Source organism: Streptomyces oceani (assembly GCF_001751245.1).
Lineage (GTDB): Bacteria > Actinomycetota > Actinomycetes > Streptomycetales > Streptomycetaceae > Streptomyces > Streptomyces oceani.
In genome coordinates, this window is the sequence record NZ_LJGU01000104.1 from 58,078 (window position 1) to 82,089 (window position 24,012).

At 70.7% G+C, this 24,012-nt stretch carries 21 protein-coding genes and 1 pseudogene; 7 read left to right on the plus strand and 15 right to left on the minus strand.

The genetic code is table 11. The features are described 5' to 3' along the window. Positions 1-238 precede the first annotated feature (238 nt). On the plus strand, positions 239-412 hold the full coding sequence (locus tag AN216_RS04095) for a hypothetical protein (RefSeq protein WP_420855686.1): 174 nt from the start codon (positions 239-241) through the stop codon (positions 410-412). Positions 413-495: 83 nt separating this feature from the next. On the opposite strand, the gene AN216_RS04100 is transcribed toward AN216_RS04095, so the two are convergent. The 7 genes and pseudogenes from AN216_RS04100 to AN216_RS04130 all read right to left on the minus strand — a co-directional run bounded on the left by AN216_RS04100 (position 496) and on the right by AN216_RS04130 (position 8,180). Beyond that, the gene (locus AN216_RS04100) at positions 496-681 is read right to left on the minus strand and encodes a hypothetical protein (RefSeq protein WP_070195202.1); all 186 of its coding nucleotides are present in this window, start codon (positions 679-681) and stop codon (positions 496-498) included. A gap of 126 nt (positions 682-807) precedes the next feature. Beyond that, a complete protein-coding gene (locus AN216_RS04105; protein ID WP_070195203.1) occupies positions 808-2,595 on the minus strand; it encodes a glycoside hydrolase family 3 protein in 1,788 nt (595 codons plus the stop codon). Positions 2,596-2,814: 219 nt separating this feature from the next. Further along, a pseudogene (locus tag AN216_RS04110) lies at positions 2,815-3,165 on the minus strand (RNA-binding S4 domain-containing protein); the annotation flags it as partial. A 160-nt stretch (positions 3,166-3,325) separates the two neighbouring features. Next, positions 3,326-4,789, minus strand: coding sequence for an FAD-dependent oxidoreductase (locus AN216_RS04115; protein WP_070195205.1), 1,464 nt, complete (start codon positions 4,787-4,789; stop codon positions 3,326-3,328). Positions 4,790-4,821: 32 nt separating this feature from the next. Beyond that, positions 4,822-5,445 carry an NAD(P)H:quinone oxidoreductase gene (gene wrbA / locus AN216_RS04120; protein WP_070195206.1) on the minus strand — a complete coding sequence of 208 codons (624 nt, stop codon included), beginning with the start codon at positions 5,443-5,445 and terminating at the stop codon, positions 4,822-4,824. Between the two features lie 269 nt (positions 5,446-5,714). Then, positions 5,715-7,235 (minus strand): MFS transporter, encoded by a 1,521-nt coding sequence (locus AN216_RS04125; protein WP_070195207.1) that lies wholly within the window; start codon positions 7,233-7,235, stop codon positions 5,715-5,717. A 231-nt stretch (positions 7,236-7,466) separates the two neighbouring features. After that, positions 7,467-8,180, minus strand: a complete 714-nt coding sequence (locus tag AN216_RS04130; protein WP_070195208.1) for a TetR/AcrR family transcriptional regulator — start codon at positions 8,178-8,180, stop codon at positions 7,467-7,469. A gap of 251 nt (positions 8,181-8,431) precedes the next feature. Between AN216_RS04130 and AN216_RS04135 the strand changes: the two genes are divergently transcribed. Next, a complete protein-coding gene (locus AN216_RS04135; RefSeq protein WP_070195209.1) occupies positions 8,432-9,634 on the plus strand; it encodes a winged helix DNA-binding domain-containing protein in 1,203 nt (400 codons plus the stop codon). Positions 9,635-9,766: 132 nt separating this feature from the next. Here the strand turns inward: AN216_RS04135 and AN216_RS04140 are convergent, their stop codons facing one another. Next, positions 9,767-10,291, minus strand: a complete 525-nt coding sequence (locus AN216_RS04140) for a GNAT family N-acetyltransferase (RefSeq protein ID WP_070195210.1) — start codon at positions 10,289-10,291, stop codon at positions 9,767-9,769. A 170-nt stretch (positions 10,292-10,461) separates the two neighbouring features. On the opposite strand from AN216_RS04140, the gene AN216_RS04145 reads away from it, so the two are divergent. Further along, positions 10,462-11,481 carry a sigma-70 family RNA polymerase sigma factor gene (locus tag AN216_RS04145; RefSeq protein ID WP_070195211.1) on the plus strand — a complete coding sequence of 340 codons (1,020 nt, stop codon included), beginning with the start codon at positions 10,462-10,464 and terminating at the stop codon, positions 11,479-11,481. A 475-nt stretch (positions 11,482-11,956) separates the two neighbouring features. On the opposite strand, the gene AN216_RS04150 is transcribed toward AN216_RS04145, so the two are convergent. Beyond that, entirely contained in the window at positions 11,957-12,979 is a 1,023-nt protein-coding gene (locus tag AN216_RS04150; protein ID WP_244502307.1) for a P1 family peptidase, read from the minus strand. A gap of 29 nt (positions 12,980-13,008) precedes the next feature. Here AN216_RS04150 and AN216_RS04155 point away from each other — a divergent pair, with 29 nt between their 5' ends. Further along, complete coding sequence (locus tag AN216_RS04155; RefSeq protein WP_070195213.1) at positions 13,009-13,212, plus strand: hypothetical protein; 204 nt, start codon at positions 13,009-13,011, stop codon at positions 13,210-13,212. Positions 13,213-13,278: 66 nt separating this feature from the next. On the opposite strand, the gene mscL is transcribed toward AN216_RS04155, so the two are convergent. From mscL to AN216_RS04180, 5 genes are all read right to left on the minus strand, one after another. Next, on the minus strand, positions 13,279-13,869 hold the full coding sequence (gene mscL, locus AN216_RS04160; RefSeq protein ID WP_070195214.1) for a large conductance mechanosensitive channel protein MscL: 591 nt from the start codon (positions 13,867-13,869) through the stop codon (positions 13,279-13,281). Between the two features lie 99 nt (positions 13,870-13,968). Further along, positions 13,969-14,412 carry an RcpC/CpaB family pilus assembly protein gene (locus tag AN216_RS04165; RefSeq protein WP_244502308.1) on the minus strand — a complete coding sequence of 148 codons (444 nt, stop codon included), beginning with the start codon at positions 14,410-14,412 and terminating at the stop codon, positions 13,969-13,971. 535 nt (positions 14,413-14,947) lie between these two features. Further along, positions 14,948-15,778 carry an S-methyl-5'-thioadenosine phosphorylase gene (locus AN216_RS04170; protein ID WP_070195215.1) on the minus strand — a complete coding sequence of 277 codons (831 nt, stop codon included), beginning with the start codon at positions 15,776-15,778 and terminating at the stop codon, positions 14,948-14,950. 36 nt (positions 15,779-15,814) lie between these two features. Beyond that, positions 15,815-16,237 (minus strand): FmdB family zinc ribbon protein, encoded by a 423-nt coding sequence (locus tag AN216_RS26435; protein ID WP_079166229.1) that lies wholly within the window; start codon positions 16,235-16,237, stop codon positions 15,815-15,817. 252 nt (positions 16,238-16,489) lie between these two features. Beyond that, positions 16,490-17,971, minus strand: a complete 1,482-nt coding sequence (locus AN216_RS04180) for a potassium/proton antiporter (protein WP_107401884.1) — start codon at positions 17,969-17,971, stop codon at positions 16,490-16,492. Between the two features lie 288 nt (positions 17,972-18,259). On the opposite strand from AN216_RS04180, the gene AN216_RS04185 reads away from it, so the two are divergent. Beyond that, the gene (locus tag AN216_RS04185; protein WP_107401885.1) at positions 18,260-20,971 is read left to right on the plus strand and encodes a penicillin acylase family protein; all 2,712 of its coding nucleotides are present in this window, start codon (positions 18,260-18,262) and stop codon (positions 20,969-20,971) included. 90 nt (positions 20,972-21,061) lie between these two features. Here the strand turns inward: AN216_RS04185 and AN216_RS04190 are convergent, their stop codons facing one another. Beyond that, on the minus strand, positions 21,062-21,676 hold the full coding sequence (locus AN216_RS04190) for a 5-formyltetrahydrofolate cyclo-ligase (RefSeq protein WP_070195218.1): 615 nt from the start codon (positions 21,674-21,676) through the stop codon (positions 21,062-21,064). Positions 21,677-21,726: 50 nt separating this feature from the next. Between AN216_RS04190 and galU the strand changes: the two genes are divergently transcribed. Continuing rightward, positions 21,727-22,629, plus strand: a complete 903-nt coding sequence (gene galU, locus AN216_RS04195) for a UTP--glucose-1-phosphate uridylyltransferase GalU (protein WP_070195219.1) — start codon at positions 21,727-21,729, stop codon at positions 22,627-22,629. A 4-nt stretch (positions 22,630-22,633) separates the two neighbouring features. Then, positions 22,634-23,938, plus strand: a complete 1,305-nt coding sequence (gene glp, locus AN216_RS04200) for a molybdotransferase-like divisome protein Glp (RefSeq protein WP_070195220.1) — start codon at positions 22,634-22,636, stop codon at positions 23,936-23,938. Positions 23,939-24,012 lie beyond the last annotated feature (74 nt).

The following is a 24,012-nucleotide window of genomic DNA, read 5'->3' on the forward strand; positions in this document are numbered from 1 at the left end:
TGGGAGCGGGGAACGGCCTGCGAGCCTGGTGCGGGACGAAACATGGGATTCGGCGCGCCCGTGACGTTCTGCCGGTAGGCGGAACGATTTACCGACTTCCTTGCCCGTGTGCCCGTAACGTCTCGGCCGCCCACGAGTTGACTTCCCCGAGCCGCGTGTCCAGCCAGGGAACAGGAGACAGCTGATGCATCGCAGTACCAGGAGGCCGCGGGGAGCAGGTCTGCGGAGGTCGGTCGTCGTGATCGGGCTAGCCGGGGTGCTCGCAGCTCCGGCGGCTGCTGCCCACGCCGACGAGACGAACCGGAACGCACACAACGGGGCGCGGGTCGGGCTGGTCAACGCGGGCCAGGTCGACGATCCAATGGAGGACGTGGCGGAGCACCTGTCGTTGAGCCACACGGTGAACGACTGACAGCTCCTCGCCGGACCCTCGGCCGGTCCGACGCCGTCCGAGGGTGCGGCGTAGCGGGTACGGGCCTCGTCAGTGGGTGCCACTCACCGGAAGGTGTCGCCCATCGAAGCGCCACAGCGTGCGCACACCGTGGGTGGCGCGGCCTCCGCCAGTCGGCCGCACTCCGGGCAGACTCGGTCCAGCCAGCAGGCGCTCTCCCCGCCCTCCGACTCGGTGGGAGCGGCGGGCTTCGCGGCTTCCGTGCCCCGCCCGGTGTCTCGTCCCGTCATGCGCCCAGTATCCCGCGCCAGCGCGCCGTACGGCAGGTGCGGGGGCGAGGGATACGGGAGCGCGTGCGGGGGCACGGGAATCCAGGCCCCCGTACCCCCACACGTGCGCGGCGTTCCGGTCGCGGCTCAGTACGTGAGGCCGTGCCCGTACGGGTACAGCTCCTTGTCCGGCTCGTCCAGTGCCACGATGGCCACCGGCAGCTTGCCGCCGGGGTTCAGCTCCCCGTACGCGGCGCGCGTGACGGACTCCATGGAGGGCGCGCCGTGCGAGTACGTGGCGAAGTAGCCCGGCACGGACGGGAAGCGCTGGATGTCGTACGGGTTCCGTACGGCCACGACGAGCACCGGGGTGTCCGTCTCCTCTAGTGCCTTGACCAGCTTCGCCTGTCCCGCCCCCTCGTCCTCGCCGGACGCCATGGCGTTCGCGGAGACGATCACCAGGTCGCTCTCCCGCGCGGCGGCCACGGCGGCCTCGATCTGCTTCCCGCTCGGCACCGCGTCCACCGCCTGGGCCTTCGCCCGCTGCCCGGAGCGTGCCGAGACGGCGTCGGCGAGGGCGCCGGTCGTCTCCTCGTCCCAACCGGTGACCAACACCGAACGCTTGGTCTTGGGGGACAGCGGCAGCAGCCCGTCGTTCTTGACCAGGGTGACGGTGCGGTCGGTGATCTCCCGCGCGGTGCTCAGGTGCCGCCGCTTGCCAACGGTCCGTGCGGCGCGGTCCTCGCTCACGTACGGGGAGGAGAACAGGCCGTACCGTCGCTTGTGCCGCAACACCCGTCGTACGGAGGCGTCGACGCGCTTCTCCGGGATGCGTCCGGATCGTACGGCCTCCAGCACCGCGGCGAAAGCGGTGTCCAGCTCGGGCGCCAACACCAGCTGGTCGCAGCCCGCCTCGAGCGCCCGGATCGGTGCCTCGTCCGGCGGGAACTGGCCGGAGGCCCCCTGCATGTCCAGGGCGTCGGTGACGATCAGCCCGTCGAAGCCGAGTTCCTCCCGCAGCAGTCCGGTGACGATCGGCTGGGACATGGTGGCCGGGTCGCCGCTCGGGTCCAGCGCCCGTACGACGATGTGCGCGGTCATGATGGTGTCGACGCCGCGCTCGATGGCCGCGCGGAAGGGCGGCAGGTCGATCCGGTCGAGTTCCTCCCGGGTGTGGTCGATCTCCGGCAGGCCGAGGTGTGAGTCGACCTCGGTGTCGCCGTGGCCGGGGAAGTGCTTGGCGGCGCTGGCGACCTTGCCCCGGTGGTAGCCGCGTACGCCCGCCGACACCAGCTCGGAGCACAGCTTCGGGTCGGAGCCGAAGGAGCGGACGCCGATTACGGGGTTGGCGGGGTTGATGTTGACGTCGGCGTCCGGGGCGTAGTTCTGGTTGATGCCGACGGAGGCCAGTTCGGTGCCGATGATCCGGGCGGACTCGCGGCTGTCGGAGGTCGAACGGGTGGCGCCGAGCGCCATGTTGCCGGGCAGCAGGGTCGCCGGCTCGGTGAGCCGGTAGACGACACTGCCGCCCTCCTGGTCGGTGGAGATGATGAGCGGGACACGGCTGGCGCGCTGCAGGTCGTTGGAGAGCCGGGCCATCTGCCGTGGCTCCCGCACGTTGTCCGTGCCGCGTCGGGCGTCGAAGTAGATCACTCCGCCGGGCTGGTACTTCTCGATGACCTCGGCGGGTGTGTCCACGCCGTACAGCTCGCGGTTCTTCTCGTGCTCGGTGTCTGCGGTGGCGCCGTACACCTCGACGACGAAGAGTTGACCGAGCTTCTCCTCCAGCGACATCCGGTCGATCCGCTCGTCGGTATCGCGACGGTCGGCCGCCGAGTCACCGTTGTCGACGGCGAGGGCCGTGCCGGTGATCCCGAGACCCGCCGCGACGCCGGCGGCGCCGGCCAGGGCCTGTCTGCGACTGGGTTGCTGCATCGGGACGCTCCTTAGGAAAACGGGACAGGTGTCCGGCCACACGAGCGGGGACGCGAGGATCACTCGGGTCGGTGCCATGCTCATGTCGCTGGATCGGCCGGCCATATCGTTACAGCGGAGTGTTCGACTCAGCTAGACGGCGCGCGGGACTTCAGTGGTCCAGTCCGGTGGCGGAGCAGGCCAGGATGACCGAGGGTGACCTCGGGCCGGCCCGGCCCGTCAGACGTCCCGCAACCGGTCCATCTCCCGCCGCTCGCGTTTCGTCGGGCGACCGGCGCCGCGCTCGCGACGCGGGACGGGCATCGCCTCAGGAGGCGGCGGGCTGTTGTCGATGAGGCACTCGGCGGCCACCGCGGCGCCGACCCGCTTCCGGATCAGCCGGGTCACCACGACGATCCGCTCCCGCCCGGCCTGCCGCAGCCGCACCTCGTCGCCGACGCGCAGCGGCTGCGCGGGCTTGGCGCGCTCGTCGTTGACCCGGACGTGGCCGCCGCGGCAGGCGGTGGCGGCCATGGAGCGGGTCTTCAGCAGGCGTACGGACCACAGCCAGCTGTCCAGTCGTACGCTCGTGGGGTCCTCGGCGGAAGCCATGTCGCCCGAGTCTAGCGCCGTTGGCCGTGCCTTGGCCGTGCCCTGGCGGCGTCTCGGTGGTGCGTGGGCGCGTGCTCGGCGGCGCGGTCGGGCACGCCGACCGGGGACGGAGCCAGCCGCCCGCCACTCGGTGGGCTCCTCAGCCGCCCCGTTCGCGTACCGCCCGGGCGGCCTTGCGCGCCGCCACCAGCACCGGGTCCCACACCGGGGAGAAAGGCGGGGCGTACCCCAGGTCCAGCGCCGTCATCTCCTCCACCGTCATCCCCGCCGTCAGCGCCACCGCGGCGATGTCCACGCGTTTCCCGGCTCCTTCCCGGCCGACGATCTGTACGCCCAGCAGCCGGCCCGTACGGACCTCCGCGAGCATCTTGACCCGCATCGTGGTCGCGTCCGGGTAGTAGCCGGCGCGGTTCGTCGACTCGATCACCGTGCTGACGTACCGCAGCCCGGCGTGCTCGGCCTGCTCTTCCAACAGGCCCGTACGCGCGATCTCCAGGTCGCAGACCTTGCTCACGGCCGTCCCGACGACGCCGGGGAAGGTCGCGTAACCGCCGCCGACGTTGGCGCCGATGACCTGGCCGTGCTTGTTCGCGTGGGTGCCCAGGGCGATGTGCCGAGGGCGTCCCGAGACGAGGTCCAGCACCTCGACACAGTCGCCCCCGGCCCAGATGTTCCGGTGTCCGCGCACCCGCATCGCCAGGTCGGTGAGCAGCCCGCCCGCGTCGCCCAGTGGCAGCTCCGCGTCCCGCGCCAGCGTGGTCTCGGGGCGTACGCCGATGCCGAGCACCACCACGTCGGCCGGATACTCCGTGCCTCCGGCGAGGACCGCACGGGCCCGGCCCCGGTCGTCGGCACGGATCTCGGTGACGGCCGCCTCCGTGACCACCTCGATGCCCAGGTCGCACATGGCGTCCCGCACCAGTTCGCCCATGTCCGCGTCCAGCGTCGACATGGGCTGCTCGGCCTGGTCGAGCACGGTGACCCGGAAGCCGCGCTGGATGAGCGCCTCGGACATCTCCACCCCGATGTAGCCCGCGCCGATCACCACCGCGTGCCGGGGCCGCCCGTCCCCGGCACCGTTCGTGTCGTTCGTGTCGCCGGAACGCCCGGCCGGCTCCAGTGTGTGCAGCGTGTCCAGCAGCGCCTGGCCGTCGCTGAGGGACTGCACCCCGTGCACGCCCTCGGCGTCGATGCCGGGCAGCGGCGGCCGTACGGGACGGGCGCCGGTCGCCAGCACCAGCTTGTCGTACGGTGTCCAGCCCTCGTCCGTCCAGTCCTGGCCGTCTCCGGTGCCTGTCCCGAGCCGGCGGGTGCGTACTCGCTGTCCCGCCACGTCCAGCGCGGTGACCTCGGTACGCATCCGCAGGTCGATGTCGCGCGCGCGGTGTTCCTCGGGCGTACGCGCGATCAGCTGGTCCCGGTCCGGCACGGCGCCGCCGATCCAGTAGGGGATGCCGCACGCGGAGTACGAGGCGAAGTCGCCCCGCTCGAAGGCGACGATCTCCAACTCCTCGGGAGATCGCAGGCGGCGGGCCTGGGAGGCGGCGGACATGCCCGTCGCGTCGGCACCGATGATCACCAGTCGTTCTCGCCGCGTCGCCATGCCGCCCGCTCCCTCTGCCGTGGGTTACCCGCTCAGACCGCGCGCCCGGCCCGCAGCGCCGCGGCGATCCGTACGACCCGCTCCGCTTGGACACGGGCAGCCGCACGGGTCGTCTCGTCCACCGGGTTGTTCCCCTGGGCGTCGACGTGCGACGTGCCGTAGGGGTTTCCGTCGGCGAACTTGGCCGCGTCGGTGTAGCCGGGCGCGACCAGGATGCCACCGAAGTGGTGGAAGCTGTTGTACAGCGCGAGGAGGGTCGACTCCTGGCCGCCGTGCAGCGTGGCGGAGGAGGTGAAGCCGCTGTAGACCTTGTCGGCGAGCTTGCCCTGCTGCCAGAGGCCACCGAGCTGGTCCAGGAACTGCTTGAGCTGCGAGGTGACGTTCCCGAAGCGTGTCGGGGTGCCGATTATCACCGCGTCGGCCCACTCCATGTCGTCCGGTGTGGCCTCCGGGATGTCCGCGGTGGCGGCGGCGTTCTCGGCCCAGGCGGGGTTGGAGTCGATGGCTGCCTGCGGGGCGAGCTCGGCGACCCGGCGCAGCCTGACCTCCGCGCCCGCCTTCTCGGCGGAGTCGCTGATCTCCTTGGCGAGGAGGGTGTTCGTGCCGGTGGCGGAGTAGTAGATGACGGCCAGCTTGACGGGGCTCGGGGTGCTCATGGGTGCTCCGTTCTGTTGCTTGAGAGTTGGGTACAGAAGAGAGTCTGCCATTTAGTAGAAGATTCAACAAACACCCCGCTCGGGTGCGCTCACGGAACGGCGCCGTGCGGTGCCGTGCACGTGTGCGGGGCGTCTGCCCTGGCGCTCGTACGGCCGCCAGGCCGGCCCTCGGCCGTACGGTCGGGTGGCCGTACGGTCGGGCGGTCGAAGCACTGGTCCCCGCCCATCCAGTGAGTGAGCGGGGACCAGCCTTCCTGGGCGTGGGAGGGTCAGTGCGCCGGCACGAGCACCGGCTCGTCCTCCACCGCCTCGTCGCCGGGGGCCGGCGCGGCCGGCCCGTCGCCGGGACGGTGGTTGATGAGGAAGGTCGCGGCGGCCGAGGCGAGCAGCAGGATGCCGACCGCCCACCAGATCGCCGAGGTGTAGCCCTCCACCATGGCCCGCAACTCCACCAGCTTCCGACCCTCAGGGGAGGCTCCCGCCTCCGCGACGTGATCGGCGACATAGGCAGTGGTGGCGCTGGCGGCGATGGTGTTGAGCAGCGCGGTGCCGATGGCGCCGCCGACCTGCTGCGAGGTGTTGACCATCGCCGAGGCGACACCCGCGTCCCGCGGGTTGACGCCGCTGGTGGCCAGCGACATGGACGGCATGAAGGCGGTGCCCAGGCCGAGCCCCAGCATCAGCTGCGCGGGAAGTACCAGGGTGGCGTACGAGCTGTCCGTCTCGAGTTGGGTCAGCAGCAGCATGCCGAGCGACCCCACCAGCAGCCCGGGGCCGATCAGCAGCCTGGCCGGCAGCCGCGTCATCAGCCGGGCCCCGATCTGGGTGGATCCGGTGATCATGCCGACCACCATCGGCAGGAAGGCCAGGCCGGTCTTGACCGGCGAGTATCCCTGGACGACCTGCAGGTAGTAGGTCAGGAACAGGAAGAGGCCGAACATGCCGACCGTGGCCATCCCGATGGAGAGGTACACCCCGCCGCGGTTGCGGTCGAGCACGACCCGCAACGGCAGCAGCGGCGCCCGTACCCGGGACTCCACCACCACGAACGACGCGAGCAGCACGGCAGCCGCGGCGAACACGGCGATCGTGCCGCCCTCCGTCCAACCCTCCGACTCGGCCCGGGTGAAGCCGTACACCAGCGAGACCAGTCCGACGATGGACAGTACGACGCCGGGCAGGTCCAGCGGCGAGCGGTTACGGCTCTGGGACGGCTCGTGCACGGTGGCCAGCGCGCCGAGGACGGCGACGACGGCGAACGGGATGTTAACGAAGAACGTCCATCGCCAGTCCAGATACTCGGTGAGGACACCGCCCAGGATCAGGCCCACGGCGCCGCCGCCACCGGCGATGGCGCCGTAGATGCCGAACGCCTTGGCCCGTTCCTTGGACTCGGTGAAGGTGACCGCGAGGAGCGACAGCGCGGCGGGCGCGAGCAGGGCGGCGAACACGCCCTGCAGCCCGCGGGCGCCGAACATCATCGCCGGCGTGGTGGCGGCGCCACCCAGCGCGGAGGCGCCGGCGAAGCCGATCAGTCCGGTGATGAAGGTCTTCTTGCGGCCCCACAGATCCGCTATTCGGCCGCCGAAGAGCAGCAGGCCGCCGAAGGCGAGGGCGTAGGCGGTGATCACCCATTGCCGGTTGGCGACGGATATGTCGAGATCCCGCTGCGCGGAGGGCAGCGCGATGTTCACGATGGTCGCGTCAAGCACGACCATCAGCTGGGCGACCGCGATGAAGGTGAGTGCTTTCCACCGGTTCGGGTCGGATTGTGGGCTGGGCGACGACATAGGAGGTTTACCTCGCGATACGAACTGTTGTGACGGGACGAGTCCGGGTGGCTGTGCGTGTGTTGCCGGGTGGCGCTGGTTGTTGCCGGGTGGCCTGGCTCGTACGGACGGCGCGGGCATCGCGGGACGTCCGACCTGCGGTCGTCGGGGGCCCGGCGGTGCTACTGACTTTCGCGGGTGCCGGAACTCATCGGCCCCGCGGCGACCACCTCATGCGTACGGCCGGGACATTCAGCCGGGGACGTTGGTCGCGACTTCGGCGGCGTCAGCGGCCGCGTCGGCGGGATCGGCGTCGAACACGGTAGGGCGGCTCCTCAGGTCTTCGTAAGTGGCTCCGCTGCCGGGCAGTTCGGACCTCGCCGGAGCACGGAGCCCGTCGAGGAAGATCAACAGATGTCGGTGGACGAAGCGTTCCAGTTCCGGACAACCGGTCCCCGGCAGCGGGCGGGACAACTGGCTGAGCGTCACCAGCACGTCGCCGGTGTCCGCGTCCGGGCGCAACTGCCCACGTGCGCGAGCCCAGTCCATCAACGTGTCGAGGGTCGATTCCAGTCGTTTTCTGGCGGCCATCACGTCGGTGTCGTCCTCGCCGATGTGCTCGGTGAGTACGGGACACAGCGCGCCGATGCGTTCGTCGACCGCGTCGAAGACGAAGCGCTCGAGGGCCGGGAACGCGTCGTGGGCCGTCGTCAGTGCCGTCTGCGCCCGCTCGGTGATCCGGTCCATGACACCCAGGACGACGTACCGCACGAGTGCGGTCCGGTCAGGGAAGTGCCGGTAGAGCGTGGCATTCCCGAGGCCGGCGTCCCGGGCGACCCCGTCGAGCGGGACATCCGGACCATGTCGGACGAAAGCCTCGCGCGCGGCTTCGCCGATCCGGGTTCGGTTGCGCTGGGCGTCGGCACGCAGCGGGGCCGCGCCTCCCGGGTCGCCGCTGGGGGTCATGGCCGCTCGGTCTCCCCTCTTGTTTCGGTCGGCTGCTCGGTTCGTCGGAGCCGTGGACGGGCTTGGGAGCACCGGGATCGAATCCCCGGTTGCGTTGGACGCACTCGTAAACGGGGACGCTCTCCCCGGATATTCCGTTGCCTCGTGTGTCCTGCGTCACCGGCGTGCGTAGGGGTGCCCGCCGCCGCCTCGGCCAAGTCGTCGGCGGCGAGCGAGTATCGCCAGGCTCGGAGGCCCTTTAGAGTCACCGCATGCGTGTGACGACCGACCAGCGCCGCGCCCGACTTGTGCGGCGCCATCTCCTCGCTCCCTCCGCGCGCGCCAGACAGGCCGAAGAGGTGGCGGAGGCGCTGGTCGGACTGCACGCGACGGACGCCGCCACGGTGGCGCTCAGCGCGTACGCCCGGCTCGCGCAGCCGGAGTTGGCGGACGTGGAGCGCGCGCTCTACGAGGACGGCACGTTGCTGCGGATGCACTGTATGCGGCGCACGCTCTTCGTCGTACCGACCCGGCTGGTGCCGGTGTACCACCACTCGACGGCCAGGGCGGTCGCCGCTCAGGAGCGCTCGCGCATCCTCAAGCTGCTGGCCGGCGAGAACCCGGGCTGGGACGCCGGGTGGTTGGCGGAAGCGGAGCGGGCCGCGCTGGACGCGGTCGAACGGCTCGGTGGCGCGGGCGCGGCGGAGGTCAGTGCCGAGGTGCCGAGGTTGGGGGAGACCGTCGTCCTCGCGCGCGGGAAGCCGTACGAGGCCAGGCAGCGGATCGGGGGTTGGGTGCTACGACTGCTCGCCATGGACGGTCGGTTGCGGCGTGGGCGGCCGTTGGGCGGTTGGACCTCGGGACAGTTCCGGTACCACGTCGCGCCGGAGCCGGCCCCCATGGACGTGTCCACGGCACAGGCGGAACTGGTGCGGCGTTGGCTGGAGTCGTACGGCCCGGGCACGACGGCGGACGTGAAGTGGTGGACGGGCTGGCCCGTACGGGACGTGCGCCGGGCGCTTGCCGAGGTGGGGGCGGTGGAGGTGAGGCTGGATGAGGGAAGCGGTTGGATGCTGCCCTCGGAGGCCGCGGGAGGAGGCGGGGACGGGGGACCCGCGGAGGCGGGACGCGCGGACGGGGCAGGGGACGAGGAGCCGGCTGCCGCGCTGTTGCCAGGGCTCGACCCGACGACGATGGGCTGGAAGCAGCGGGACTGGTATCTGGACCCGGAACACACTCCGTTGCTGTTCGACAGCGCCGGCAACGCCGGGCCGACGGTCTGGTGGAACGGCGAGATCATCGGGGGCTGGGCGTGCCGCGCGGACGGCGAGATCGTCTGGCGTCGCCTGGCCGACCGGGGAGCGGAGGCCGAGACGGCGGTGGAGGCCGAGGCGGCGCGGCTGGCGGAGTGGCTGGGGGACAGCCGGTTCGTGCCGAGTTTCCCGACCCCGCTCGCGCGGGAGCTGACGCGTTAGCGGGGGTGCGTGGGTGCACGGGCGGCGGTGTGACGTAGGCGGCGTGCGCGGTGCGGTCCGCGTGCGGGCGGCTACTCAGCGGGTGCGGGCCCGGGCGTCCACGGGGGTGGTCAGGCTGGTCGTCAGCCAGGATCACAGCGGCTTCTCGAAGCGTTCCACGTCGTGGAAGCGCCCGAACTTCCGCCCCGCCTCGTGGTACGTACCACACAGCTCGAAGCCGAACCGTTGGTGCAGCCGGACGGAGGGTTCGTTGGGCACGGTGATTCCGGCGTAGGCGCGGTGCAGGTCAAGGCCGTCCAGCCGCTCGAAGAGCTGCTTGTAGAGAAGGGTGCCGGTACCTTGGCCCGCCGCCCGCGGAGCGACGTAGACAGAGCACTCGACGGAGGTGTCGTAGGCAGGCTTCGGGCGGAATCGGCCGCTGTGCGCGTAGCCCAGCAGGCGCCCCGGGACAACTGACCCGGTCCTCCGTGCAACCAACAGCCGGTGTGGGCCGTCTCCACTGTGGGAGAGCAACCAGGGACGGCGTTCCGCCGGAGTGAAGGGCTCGATGTCGAAGGTCACGGGCGACACCCGGACGTAGTGGTTGTAGAGGTCGGTCAGCTCCTCGAGGTCCCCTTCGGTTCCGTCGCTGACCTGTACCTCGGCACTGTCCGTCATGGGTTTCTCTCTTCGGTCGCGGTGCAGGGTACTGCATGATCGGAAAAATGTTTGTGCGTTGTGGGAATTCTGTCCGGATTCCCCTCGTTGGTTCGGTCAGATGCGGGCACTCGGCAGAGTGACCCGACCCGGACACCGATCCAGTTTGTAGACCACGCAAGGGAGCACGCATGGCAACCCGTGCCGTCGCCCGTCGTCAGGCCGCCACCACAGGTGCCAACGACGCGGCAAGCAGTGTTCGCGCCACCGGCGGCGGAGAAGTCGCGGACCGCGACCTGGTCGGCATGTACCTCGACGAGATCGCTCGTACGCCGCTGCTGGACGCGGCGAAGGAAGTCGATCTCTCACTCGACATCGAAGCGGGCGTGTATGCCCAGCGGCTGCTCGACGGAGTGGAGAAGAGCCCTTCGTCGGACGCGCCGAGCGCGGGCGCGAGCCGTGCGGAGCTGGAGGCGATAGTCGCCCAGGGCGAGCGGGCGAAGGACGTGTTCATCCGCTCCAACCTGCGGCTGGTGGTCGCGGTGGCGCGGCGTTATCCACGCAGCGGCCTGCCGCTTCTGGACCTCATCCAGGAGGGAAACGCCGGCCTGGTGCGAGCTGTTGAGAAGTTCGACTACCAGAAGGGCTTCAAGTTCTCGACGTACGCCACCTGGTGGATTCGACAGGCCATCACCAGGTCCATCGCGGACCAGTCGCGCACGATCCGACTGCCCGTGCACCTGGTGGAGGAGCTGGGCCGGATTCGTCGGGTTCAGCGCGAGTTCAACCGTGAGCACGGCCGCGATCCGGAACACACCGAGATCGCCCAGGAGTTGGGCGCGAAGCCGGAGCGGGTCGCGGACGTGCTGGACTGGGCACGTGACCCGGTGAGCCTCAACATGTCGGTGGACGACGAGGGCGAGACCCAGTTCGGCGACCTGCTGGAGGACACCTCGGCCGACTCCCCCGAGCAGTCCGTGCTGACGTTGCTGCGGCGCGAGGAGCTGGACGACCTGATCGGACGCCTCGATCCGCGTACCGCCTCGATCATCAAGGCGCGATACGGCATGGTGGACGGTCGGGAGCGCACACTCACCGAGGTGGGCAAGCAGCACGGCCTGACCCGGGAGCGGATTCGGCAGATAGAGAAGCACGCGCTGCTGGAGTTGAAGAAGCTCGCCCGCGACACCGGGTTCGACGCCGCCGCGTGATCGGCGGCTGGTCGCTTGGGCACACGAGGCGGGCGCGGATCCGTAACGCCGCGCCTGCTACGGCCCGTCGGCGCGAGCGCGCGGCCCGCGGTTTCTCTCGTCCGAGGCGGTTGCCGCCCGCCCGGGCACCGGGCGGAGGCGAGGGGACGCTGTGAGGGGTGAGCTGCGCCGGACGTGCGCGTCTCCCTGAGGTGACCTGGGGAGGACACGGCGACGGTACGGCGAGAGACGGAAGCGGCTCGTGGGCCTGAGCGCTGTCGTCGCCGCGCACGGCGCTGCCGCGATCTTCGACGCGATGCCGTGGTGTGCCCCCGCACCTCGCCCACCTCCCGCACCACCGAACCGCTCGCGTCAGGTGCCGCCGTTTCCCGCATGGCGTTTCCCGCACGGAGGTCCGGCGGGTGGCGTACGGCGCTGCGGTACGTGCCTCTTGCGAAGGTCCGGCGGGAGCATCCGCCGCGCTCCCCACCCCGGGTCAGGAGCGGGCGTACAGCTCGCCGTAGGAGAGGAACACCCCGCCAGGCCCGTCCACGCTCCGCGCGGACAGCACACCACGGACCACCGCTCGGGTGAGTACGTCCGCGCCGGCCGCCAGCACCTCGTTCAGCTGCGGGCCGCTGACCGGCTGCGCGCCGGTGGCGAGGGTGAAGACCGTGTCGCCGTCGTTGAGCAGGTGCACCGGCCGTACGGCTCGCGCAAGGCCGTCGTGCGCCGTGCCGGCGAGCTTCTGCGCCTGCGCCCGATTCAGGTCGGCATCAGTCGCCACCACAGCGAGCGTGGTGTTCAGCGGCGGCCGTACGGACGCGGTCGAGCGCCGCTCGGTCTCCTCCCGCGCGTCTGCCAGCCGACGCTGTGCCTCGGCATGCTGCTCGGCGGCGGGCGGGACCGTATCGGCGCATCCCAACTCACCGTAAAGCGCCCCGGACTCCGGATGGCACACGGCGCCCGCGGCGTTCACCGCGGCCAGTGCCGCCACCGTGGCGCCGGACGGCAGACGCACGCTCGCTGATCCCAGGCCGCCTTTCAGTCCGCCGGCCACGGCTCCCGTCCCGGCTCCCACATTGCCCTGGAGCACGACGTCACCCTGGGCGTCCTCGGCTGCCTCGCGACCCATCTCGGCATCCGGCCGAGCTAGCCAGTCCCCGCCCCGGCCGAGGTCGAAGAGGCACGCCGCTGGTACCACGGGCACGACCCGGGTGGGCTGGTCGCCCACGGGGAAACCGCGCTGCCGCGCCTCCAGCCACGTCATCACTCCCGAAGCGGCATCCAGCCCGAAGGCGCTTCCGCCGGTGAGCACCACCGCCTCGACACGCTGGACCAGATTGCGTGGGTCCAGCGCGTCCGTCTCCCGGGTGCCAGGGCCACCGCCCCGTACGTCCGCCGCCGCCACCGCGCCGCCCTCGGGCGCGAGCACCACGGTGGTCCCGGTCAACCAGCCGTGTCCGGTTCGTTGGGCGTGGCCGACCTGCAGGCCCCGCACGTCCGTGAGTGAATCCATGGCCGCCATGGTGCCCGTATCCTGTCCCCATGAGCAGTGAGCAACCGAAAGCGGAGCCGTCCGCTCAACTGATCTTCGATGATCCGCTGAGTCAGGAGACCTCCGAAACGGCGCATCGCTGGGGGCGGGAAGGTTCCGACGCGTGGGGCGATGGCGACTCGCGCGCGGAAGGCGACGCTGAATCCGCCGACCTCGCGCGATTCCTCAACGAGAAGCCCCCACACCACGTGTGAACCGGGCACGGCACCGGGAGCCCCGCCACTCAGCGGACCACGCGGACCCTGCCCCGACGCGTCCCCTCAGGCCTTGCCCTCGCCCGTGCGCTGTGTCGCCAGCCTCACCGTGCCCTCGCCCTCGCTCGGCGGCGCGGACTCTTCGCCGTCGGAGGAACCTGCGTCCTCGGACGAACCAGCGCACCCTTCGGAACCGGTGACACTCGGGGAACCCGCGCGCTGGGCGAGCAGCGCGTCGCGGATCTCGGTGAGCAACTCGACCTCGGTGGGCTCGGTGGTCTCCTCGACCGGATTCCGGGCCGCCTGCCGCTCTCGATAGCGGTTCATCGGAAGGATCATGAGGAAGTACACGACCGCCGCGGTGATCAGGAACGTGATGGTCGCGCCCACCACACTGCCCCAGCTGATCGGGACGCCGCTGATGACCTCTCCGGTCGCCGGATCGACCTCGCAGGGACCTCGCAGGCAGGACTGGTAGTCGTCCAGGCTCTTCGTGCCGATCGCACCCACCAGGGGATTGATGAACCCGTTGACCACCGCGGTGACGATCTTGCTGAACGCGGTGCCGACCACGACCGCCACGGCCAGTTCCACCACGTTGCCGCGCATCAGGAAGTCCCTGAAGCCCGCCAGAAGTCCTGGTTTCTCCTCGCTCACCGGTCTGCCTCTTCTCGTGCCCTGTGATTCCGCGGAAAACGGAACGTCGAACACGGTGCCCGACGGTGTCCAGCCGTGTCCAGCCGGGTGATCCCCAGGTCAGCACAACGTCACCGCCAGCTGTGCGGTGGCGCTCGCGCCGGCCAGCTTCGTGGCCGTACGGCTGGGCACCCTCAGCACGACCAAACCGCCCGACTTTCCGGCCCCTTGGACGGCGGGCCCTTCGGCGGTGGGCACGTCCGTCACCCGCGCGCGCCGTGCCACTACCCGCGCGTCGGTGTCACTCGAACCCTCGGTCGCGATCACATCAACCCGATCGCCCGGCCGCAGCAGCCGCACTGTCGCCCCGTCCGCGATCCGCACCGGCGCGGAGACCGTACGCTCGCGGGAGTCGCGGTCAGACGGGCTCTCCCGCCCGCCCGAACCGCTCCCGTCTTTCGACGCGCGCTCCTGTGCCCCGACGGCCTCCGGAGCCGGAGTGCTGAGAGACCCGCCCTCCTCCCGGCCGTGCGGCGCCGTGGCCGCGAACGCCGCGGCGGCCACGGCGAGTCCGGCGGTCAGTGGACGTCCTCGCCTTCGGACCGTCCGCGTCAGCCGATGTCGACCGAGCCGCCTTCCCCCGCCAGCTCGGATCGGCTCGAACTCCGGGACGGAACACCCCGCTCTCCCGGGGGCCGTGCGGGTAGGGCGGGTGTGGGCCACGTGTCGAGGTGACATCGCTGCTTCCGTGTCCGCCCCGCCGGTCCTGCCGGTCGGCTGGGCCTTGGCGCGTTTGGCCGAGCCAGGGCTGCCCGGCCGCAGAGTGGGGAAACGGCGGGAGCCGCCGGTGCGCGCGTGACTGGGAGCGCGCCGCACCGTGCGTACGCTGTCGAACTGCTGGGACATGACGATCACCGCCTGCGGTGAAGGAGTTGGCGTAACGCCCACAGACTGCACGGTCATGCCGAATCATGTGCCGGGCTGTGGACAGCACAGCGGTTGTGGATAACTCGGTCAACCTCACGAGTAAGCCGCCTGTCCCAGTGACCGTCACACGCGACCGCGACCGCCGCGCCACGTGTGCCCCGCGCGCTCTGGCTCAGGGCAGTGTGATGCCCAGTTCCAGGCCGGCCAGCGAGTCGGCACAGCCACACTCCCGTACGTCCGGCAGTCGCACCACCGCGTCGAACAGCACGTCCCGCAACCGCCCCACGTTCTCCCCGAACACCCGCATCACCTCGGCGTGCGAAACCCCCGCACCGGCTTCCGCGCCCGCGTCCAGGTCGGTGACCAGAGTCAGCGACGAGTAGCACAGCCCCAGTTCACGCGCGAGCACGGCCTCCGGATGGCCAGTCATGCCGACCACCGACCAACCCTGCGCAGCATGCCAGCGCGACTCGGCGCGGGTGGAGAAGCGAGGCCCCTCGACCACGCACAGCGTGCCGCCGTCCACGGCTTCCCAGCCCTGTCCGTGCGCCGCGGCGAGGGCGGCCGCGCGACCTCCCGGGCAGTACGGGTCCGCGAAGGTCAGGTGCACCACCTGGGGCCGGGACCCGTCCGGCAGTGTCTCGCCGTCGAAGTACGTCTGGGCCCGCGCTTTCGTACGATCCACCAGCTGGTCTGGTACGAGCAGCGTGCCCGGGCCGTACTCCGGCCGAAGCCCGCCGACGGCGCAGGGCGCGAGTACCTGCCGCACCCCCGCGGACCTAAGGGCCCACAGGTTGGCGCGGTAGTTGATCCGGTGTGGCGGAAGGTGGTGCTGACGACCGTGCCGGGGCAGGAACGCGACCTGTCGGCCGCCCAGTTCCCCGACGAAGAGGGAGTCGCTCGGCTCCCCGTAGGGCGTGTCGACGGTGACTTCCGTGACGTCGTCGAGGAACGAATAGAAGCCGGACCCGCCGATGACGCCGATCGCTGCCTGTGAACTCATGCGCGCAGCCTACGAGGCGACCGGTGACGGGAAACGTCAGGCCGCCGAACTGCCCGCTTTGCTCTTGCCGCCGCCCTTCTCGGAGGAGGACGCCGAGCCGGAGGAACCGGAGGACTTGTCCGAGGAGCCGGAGGAGGAGCTTGAGCCGCCGGACTCTCCCGAGGAGGAGCCGGAACCGCCGGAGTCCCCGGAGGAGGAGCCGGAACCGGACTCGGAGGAGTCGGAGGAACCCGAGGTCCCCGAAGCCGCGGACGAGCCACCGCCACTGCCGCTTGAGGACGAGCTGCGACTGTCGTTCCGGTAGAAGCCGGACCCCTTGAAGACGATGCCGACCGCGGAGAAGACCTTCTTCAGCCGTCCCGTGCAGCTGGGGCACTCCGTGAGCGAGTCGTCGGTGAACTTCTGTACGGCCTCGTGACCCTCGCCGCACTCCGTGCACTGATACTGGTACGTCGGCACTGCTTCCTCCTGGCACTCTTCCTTATGGAGTGCTAACGACGCTCCATCGTGCAGTATTTCCGCTGCATAGTCCACCGGACATAGCTCATACCTCACCCGAACCCGTACGGATTCGGGTGGTGAGCCGGCGGGCCCGGCTCCCGGCCGGGGAGCCGGCACCCGCGATCGGCCGCCCCGCACGGCCGCCCGGTCGGCCCCGCGACCGACCGTCCGCACGGCCCCGCGACGGACCCGCGACCAGCCGCCCCACGCTCACCGCAGTGGCTTCGCCGGACCGTCCGTGCCCAGCCAGCTCGCCAGCTTGCCGCCCCGGCCAACCGCCAGCAGCCGCCGCTCCGTCGCGTCCCGTGCCCCCTCCGTGGTGACCACCAACAGCTCGTCTCCCCGACGCAGCACGGTGCTGGGCATGGGTACGAAACTGGAGCCGCCGCGTACGACCAGGGTGACCGCGGAGCCGGGAGGCAGCCGAAGCTCGGCGACCTCCACGCCGTGCATCCGGGACTCCTCCGGAATGGCCACGGACACCAGGTGGCCAAGCAGCCGCTCCAGGGGCGCGGACTCGATCTCCACGTCCCGCGGGCTCGGCGAACCGGCCAGCCCCAGCTTCCGGGCCACCCACGGCAGCGTGGGTCCCTGCACCAGGGTGAAGATCACCACCAGCACGAAGACGATGTTGAACATCCGCTCGCTGCCGTGCATCTCGGCCACCATCGGGATGGTGGCGAGGACGATCGGCACCGCTCCCCGCAACCCCGCCCAGGACAGCAGCGCCCGGTCGCGCCACGGCACCCGGAAGGGCAGCAGGCTGACGACCACCGACAGCGGGCGCGCCAGCAGGGTCAGCACCAGGCCGATGAGCAACGCCGGCCACACGTCGTCCGCCAGGACGTGCGGCGTGACAAGCAGCCCGAGCAGGACGAACAGACCGATCTGCGCCAGCCAGGCCAGACCGTCCGCGAAGCCGCGCACCGCGGGCCGGTGGGGGAGTTTTGAGTTGCCCAGGACCAGCGCCGTGACGTAGACCGCGAGGAATCCGCTGCCGTGCGCGAGCGCGCCACCCGCGTACGCCAGCACGCACAGCGCGAGTACGGCGATCGGGTAGAGGCCGGCCGCCGGCAGGGCCACGCGACGCAGCCCGTACGCGCCGATCCTGCCGATCAGCACGCCGGCGACGGCGCCGACGGCCAGCTCGAAGAGGATGGTGGCCACCAACTCGTACCACACCGCGGGCGCGTGCTCCACGGCGGACAACGCGACGACGAGTATCACGACGGGAGCGTCGTTGAAGCCTGACTCGGCTTCGAGAGTGCCGGTCAGGCGGGGTGGCAGCGGGACCCTGCGGAGTACGGAGAAGACCGCGGCGGCGTCGGTCGGGGAGAGGACGGCGCCCATCACCAGAGCGCTCTCCCAGGGTAGTCCGATCAGGAAGTGCGCCGCGCAGGCGACGACGCCGACGCTCACCGCGACGCCGACGGTGGCCAGTGACGTCGCGGCCGGCACCGACGGGCGGATCTCGGACCACTTGGTGGCCAGCCCGCCCTCGGCGAGGATCACTACCAGCGCCGCGTAGCCGAGGGTCCGAGTGAGTTCCGCGTCCTCGAAGTCGAGGCCGAAGCCGTCCTGGCCGAGGACGACTCCGATGCCGAGGTAGATGAGCAGGCTGGGCAGGCCGGTGCGGGAGGACAGGCGGACGGCGCCCATGGCGACGAGCAGGACGGTCGCGCTGATCAGCATGAGCTGATTGAGTTGGTCGACAGTCAGCGGCCGCTCCTCTCACTGGTTCCTTCGCAAGGCTAATAATCTAGCACCGCCCGAACTCCCGCCCCTGACTCGTCGGGAGGGGCGTGGGCGCGGTGCGTCGGTGGGTGCGGGTTCGTCCTCGCACCGACGAGGCGGGGTCGATGTCGGCCCTGCCGGTGCTGCCGGGCCGACTTCGCCGACTCGCTGTCGGAGCGCCCCGGGTCTCGGCCTATGGTTGGCTCCAGCACCACCCGGACCACCGTGCCCCGCCAAAGGACAACGATGCCCGCGAAGATGACCTCACGACGCGCCCGCCTTATCGTGATCGCAGTCGTGTTGCTGCTCGTCGGGGGTGTCGGGTTCGGTACGTTCTGGAGCGTCAGCACCGTACGCGACTCGTTTCCGCAGACGACCGGTTCGCTCCAGATCGACAAGCTGCGGGACCCGGTCACCGTCAAGCGGGACGGCAGCGGCATCCCGCAGATCTACGCGGACAATCCCGAAGACCTCTTCCTGGCCCAGGGATTCGTGCAGGCGCAGGACCGGTTCTGGGAGATGGACGTACGCCGGCACACCACCTCCGGTCGACTCTCCGAGATGTTCGGGGAGGGGCAGGTGAAGACGGACGCGTTCCTTCGTACGCTCGGCTGGCGCGAGGTCGCGGAGAAGGAGTACAAGCAGCTTCCCGCCCAGACCAAGAAGTACCTCCAGGCGTACTCGGACGGGGTCAACGCCTATCTCGACGACCACGAGGGGTCGGCCGCCTCGGTGGAGTACGCGGCGCTCGACCTCCAGTACGACTACAGCCCGGAGCCCTGGGACCCGGTGGATTCCGTCGCCTGGTTGAAGGCCATGGCCTGGGACCTGCGCGGGAACATGTCGGACGAGATCGATCGAGCCCTGATGACCAGCCGCTTCGACAAGGAGGAGATCGAGGAGCTGTACCCCTCGTACCCGACGAAGCGGAACAAGCCCATCGTCGAGGGTGGTTCGGTCGACCCGGCCAGCAAGGAGTACCGCCCCGAGGGCGGTGGCACCACTCCCGGCAGCGCCGCGAGCTCGGCACCGGGCACGGACGTGATGCGGGACGCGCGGACCCAGCTGGGTTCGGTGGCGAAGCGGCTCGACCAGGTGCCGGGCATGCTGGGCCCGAACGGCAGCGGTATCGGCTCGAACTCCTGGGTGGTCTCCGGGAAGTACACCACCACCGGCGAGCCGTTGTTGGCCAACGACCCTCATCTGAAACCACAGTTGCCGTCCGTCTGGTACCAGATGGGACTGCACTGCCGGAACGTGAGCGAGGGTTGCCCCTTCGACGTCTCCGGCTTCACCTTCTCGGGCATGCCGGGTGTCGTCATCGGACACAACCAGGACATCTCGTGGGGCATGACCAATCTCGGCGCCGACGTCACCGATCTGTACCTGCAGAAGGTCAAGGACGGGAAGTACCTCTACGGCGGCAAGCAGGTGCCGTTGACCACCCGGCGGGAGGTCATCAAGGTCGCGGGCGGCAAGGACCGGAAGATCACCGTACGCGGGACCAACAACGGGCCGATCATCTCCGACTGGGACGACGAGGCCGCGGACGTCGGCGAGCAGGCCCCGGTCGACCACTCCGCGCCGGATCGGGCGGAGGGCTACGCCGTGTCCCTGAGGTGGACCGCCCTCACCCCGTCCAAGACGATGAACGCCGTCTTCAAGCTCAACGCCGCCAGCGACTTCCAGGAGTTCCGGGCGGCGGCCCGCGACTTCGCCGTACCGTCCCAGAACCTCATCTACGCCGATACCGAGGGCAACATCGGCTACCAGGCGCCGGGGCGGATCCCGGTGCGCGGGAAGGGCGACGGTCGGTATCCGGCCCCGGGCTGGGACCCGGAGTACCGCTGGCAGGACTACGTGCCGCAGTCCGCGCTGCCCTGGGAGTACAACCCGGACCGTGGCTACATCGTCACGGCCAACCAGGCGGTCGTCGACCAGCAGAAGTACCCCTACCTCCTTACCCACGACTGGGGTTACGGCGCGCGCAGCCAGCGGATCAACGACATGATCCGGCAGAAGATCGCGCACGGCGGCAAGGTCTCCATGCAGGACATGCAGGAGATGCAGCTGGACAACAGCAGCGAGATCGCGAAGCTGTTGACGCCGTACCTGCTGGAGATCGACATCGAGGACGAGTACGTGCGTGAGGCGCAGGAGTTGCTGCGCGGCTGGGACCACACGCAGGACGCGGACTCGGCCGCCGCCGCGTACTTCAACGGCGTCTGGCGGAACGTGCTGAAGCTGGCCTTCGGCAACAAGTTCCCCAAGGAGCTGCGACCCGAGGGTGAGTGCCTGCGAGTACCGCCGGCGGACGAGTCGGCGCCGCTGGACGAACTGGACGGGCAGACCAAACGGGTGCGCGAGTGTGGCCAGCAGGACCCGGAGAACGCTCAGCCGGACGGCGGCGACCGTTGGTTCGAGGTGGTCCGCGAGCTCCTCAAGGAGCCGGAGTCCGACTGGTGGAAGACCCGCGGCAGCCGGCGGGACGCGGGCGACCAGAACCGTGACGACCTGCTCGAACACGCGATGAAGGACGCGCGCTGGGAGCTGACCGCCGAGTTGGGCAAGGACATCGACACCTGGACCTGGGGCCGGTTGCACCGGTTGATGCTGCGGAACCAGACGCTGGGCACCGAGGGCCCCGGAGCCATCCAGTGGCTGCTCAACCGCGGGCCGTGGGAGCTGGGTGGCGGCGAGGCCGCGGTGAACGCGACGGGCTGGAACGCCGCGGGCGGCTACGACGTCAGCTGGGTCCCGTCCATGCGGATGGTGGTCAACCTGGCGAACCTCGACGACTCCAGCTGGATCAACCTCACCGGTGCCTCCGGGCACGCCTATCACCCCAACTACGTCGACCAGACGGACATGTGGGCCGAGGGCGAGCAACTGACCTGGGCGTTCAGCGAGAAGGCGGTGGAGAAGAGCACCGACGACAAGATGGCGCTCACGCCGTGACGCCGGTCAGGTCGGTGACGCCGTGACGCCGGTGCCGTCGGAGGCGCCGGGTCGGCCCAGTCCGCCCGGTCGGCCCGGGAACGCCACCGCTCACGCCGTGCCCCACGCTCCGGCCGGTCCGAAGCGGTGCGCCCCCGCGGGCGTCACCGCCGCGGTCACCGGCCGGTCGTGCGGCTCCGCCGGCACCCGGGGCAGCACCTCGCCGTCGTAGAGCAGCACCACCAGCGGCGGCGTCCGCCCGGCGGCCCCGAGCCGGGCCAGCACCCGGTCGTAACTGCCGCCGCCACGCCCCAGCCGTGCGCCCGACTCGTCCACCGCCAAGCCCGGCAACAGCACCGCGTCCGCCGCGGTCACCGCCTCCGGCCCCAGATGGGGCCGCACCGGCTCCAGCAGCCCCCGCCCGGCCCGTACGAGCCCCGGCGCGCCCGCGTAGACTCCCCAATCCAGGTCGTCGTCCGGGAGCAGCACGGGCAGCAGCACCCGGACTCCGCGCTCGCGCAGGGCGTCCAGCAGCGGGCGGGTGCCCGGCTCGCGGCCGACCGAGACGTACGCCGCGACGGTACGCGCCCGGCCCAGCTCGGACAGTGCCAGTGCCCGGCGGGAGAGAACCCGGGGCGCCTCGCGCACGTCCTCCTCTGACAGTCGGGAACGTGCCGCCAGGATGCCCCGGCGCAACTCCCGCTTCCTGCCCTCCACGTCACTCACCCGAACAGAACCTCATCTTCCGCTCAAACACACACGTTATGGTGCTTCGCATGACTAGTTCACGTAACCGGATCAGCAAGGCCGTGATTCCGGCCGCGGGCCTTGGCACCCGCTTCCTGCCCGCCACCAAGGCGACGCCGAAGGAGATGCTCCCGGTCGTCGACAAGCCCGCGATCCAGTACGTGGTCGAGGAGGCCGTCACCGCGGGCCTCTCCGACGTACTCATGGTCACCGGTCGGAACAAGCGCCCGCTCGAGGACCACTTCGACCGTAACTACGAACTCGAGGAAGTCCTGCGCAACAAGGGCGACGCCACCAAGCTGACCCGGGTGCAGGAGTCCAGCGACCTGGCCACCATGCACTACGTCCGCCAGGGGGACCCCAAGGGCCTGGGGCACGCCGTCCTGTGCGCGGAGCCGCACGTGGGCGACGAGCCGTTCGCCGTGCTGCTCGGTGACGACCTGATCGACCCCCGGGACCCGCTGCTGGCCCGGATGAACGCCGTGCGGGACGAGCACGGCGGCAGCGTCATCGCGCTGATGGAGGTCGATCCGGAGACCATCCACCTCTACGGTTCGGCGTCCGTGAGCGGCACGGACGACGAGGACGTCGTACGGGTCTCCGGCCTGGTCGAGAAGCCCAGCGTGGCGGACGCGCCGAGCAACCTCGCCATCATCGGCCGTTACGTCCTCGACCCCGCCGTCTTCGCGGTGTTGCGCGACACCGCCCCGGGGCGCGGCGGAGAGATCCAGCTGACCGACGCGCTTCAGGCGCTCGCCGCCGATCCGTCGTTGGGCGGGCCGGTGCACGGGGTGGTGTTCCGCGGCCGGCGTTACGACACCGGCGACCGGGGGGACTATCTGCGCGCCATTGTCCGACTGGCATGCGAACGTGAGGACCTGGGCCCGGACTTCCGGGACTGGCTGCGTGCGTATGTGAACAAGGAGATGTAGGCGAGTGAGCGAAACCTGGTCCGTCGACGAGCATCTGACGGACGTCCTGCGCGGCCTCCGCGCGTTGGAGCCCATCGAGCTGCAGTTGTTGGACGCGCAGGGCTGCGTGCTCGTCGAGGAGATCACGGTGCCCGCGTCGCTGCCGCCCTTCGACAACAGCTCGATGGACGGTTACGCGGTGCGGGTCGCGGATGTCGAGGGCGCGACCCGGGAACTGCCCGCCGTGCTCAGCGTCCTCGGCGATGTCGCCGCCGGCAGCGGCGAATTGCCCGAGGTCGGCCCGGGCGAGGCGGCACGGATCATGACCGGGGCGCCGCTGCCGCCCGGGGCGGAGGCCGTCGTACCAGTGGAGTGGACGGACGGTGGCACCGGCGGCGGACCGGCCGACTCCATGACGGCCCGCAGCGCCGATCCGGACGGCGCCACCGGCGAGGTCCGTGTGCACCGGCCGGCCGCCGCGGGTGCGCACGTCCGCGCCCGCGGCAGCGACGTACGCTCCGGGACGCTCGCGCTGCGCTCGGGCACCGTGCTGGGGCCGCCGCAGATCGGGCTGTTGGCCGCGCTCGGCTTCGGCTCGGTGACCGTACGGCCGCAGCCGCGAGTCGTCGTGCTGTCCACCGGCAGTGAACTCGCGCAGCCGGGCGAGCCGTTGGCAAACGGTCAGATCCATGACGCAAACAGCTTCGTGCTGACCGCCGCCGCCCGAGCCGCCGGCGCGGTCGCGTACCGGGTGGGCGCGGTCGACGACGACCCGGAGACGCTGCGTGCCACCATCGAGGACCAGCTCATCCGCGCTGATGTCGTGGTCACCAGCGGCGGCGTGAGCGTGGGGGCGTACGACGTGGTGAAGGAGGCGCTGAGCGGCATCGACGACGCCGGGGGACACGTCGAGTTCCGGCGGCTCGCGATGCAGCCCGGCAAGCCCCAGGGCTTCGGGGTCATCGGCCGGGAGAACACGCCGCTGTTCGCGCTGCCGGGGAATCCGGTCAGCGCGTACGTCTCGTTCGAGCTGTTCGTACGCCCAGCCATCCGGGTCCTGTTGGGGCGCGAACCAGCCCGGCGCGAGCCGGTGCGGGCCGTGTTGGCGGGTGACGAGAAGCTGCGCTCGCCCGCCGGCAAGCGGCAGTTCCTGCGCGGTGCGTACGAACCGCCGGCCGCTGGCGAGAAGACCGGCACGGTCCGCGCGGTCGGCGGCGCCGGTTCGCATCTGATCGCGGCCCTCGCCCAGGCTGACGCCCTGATCGTGTTGCCGGAGCGCGCCGAGGAGGCGGCCCCGGGAGACGAGGTGGAGGTGATCCGGCTCGACTGACGGTCTCGAAGGCCGTCGTGCCGCTCCCGCCTTCCCCGGGTGCCCGGTACCGTGTCCGGGCACCACACACGTAC

Bases quoted from the DNA above. Each gene is read 5' to 3' on its own strand.
- AN216_RS04100 (WP_070195202.1), bottom strand. From the start codon at position 681: ATGACGGGACGAGACACCGGGCGGGGCACGGAAGCCGCGAAGCCCGCC.
- AN216_RS04105 (WP_070195203.1), bottom strand. From the start codon at position 2,595: ATGCAGCAACCCAGTCGCAGACAGGCCCTGGCCGGCGCCGCCGGCGTC.
- AN216_RS04115 (WP_070195205.1), bottom strand. From the start codon at position 4,789: ATGGCGACGCGGCGAGAACGACTGGTGATCATCGGTGCCGACGCGACG.
- wrbA (WP_070195206.1), bottom strand. From the start codon at position 5,445: ATGAGCACCCCGAGCCCCGTCAAGCTGGCCGTCATCTACTACTCCGCC.
- AN216_RS04125 (WP_070195207.1), bottom strand. From the start codon at position 7,235: ATGTCGTCGCCCAGCCCACAATCCGACCCGAACCGGTGGAAAGCACTC.
- AN216_RS04130 (WP_070195208.1), bottom strand. From the start codon at position 8,180: ATGACCCCCAGCGGCGACCCGGGAGGCGCGGCCCCGCTGCGTGCCGAC.
- AN216_RS04135 (WP_070195209.1), top strand. From the start codon at position 8,432: ATGCGTGTGACGACCGACCAGCGCCGCGCCCGACTTGTGCGGCGCCAT.
- AN216_RS04140 (WP_070195210.1), bottom strand. From the start codon at position 10,291: ATGACGGACAGTGCCGAGGTACAGGTCAGCGACGGAACCGAAGGGGAC.
- AN216_RS04145 (WP_070195211.1), top strand. From the start codon at position 10,462: ATGGCAACCCGTGCCGTCGCCCGTCGTCAGGCCGCCACCACAGGTGCC.
- AN216_RS04150 (WP_244502307.1), bottom strand. From the start codon at position 12,979: ATGGATTCACTCACGGACGTGCGGGGCCTGCAGGTCGGCCACGCCCAA.
- AN216_RS04155 (WP_070195213.1), top strand. From the start codon at position 13,009: ATGAGCAGTGAGCAACCGAAAGCGGAGCCGTCCGCTCAACTGATCTTC.
- AN216_RS04170 (WP_070195215.1), bottom strand. From the start codon at position 15,778: ATGAGTTCACAGGCAGCGATCGGCGTCATCGGCGGGTCCGGCTTCTAT.
- AN216_RS04180 (WP_107401884.1), bottom strand. From the start codon at position 17,971: ATGCTGATCAGCGCGACCGTCCTGCTCGTCGCCATGGGCGCCGTCCGC.
- AN216_RS04185 (WP_107401885.1), top strand. From the start codon at position 18,260: ATGCCCGCGAAGATGACCTCACGACGCGCCCGCCTTATCGTGATCGCA.
- galU (WP_070195219.1), top strand. From the start codon at position 21,727: ATGACTAGTTCACGTAACCGGATCAGCAAGGCCGTGATTCCGGCCGCG.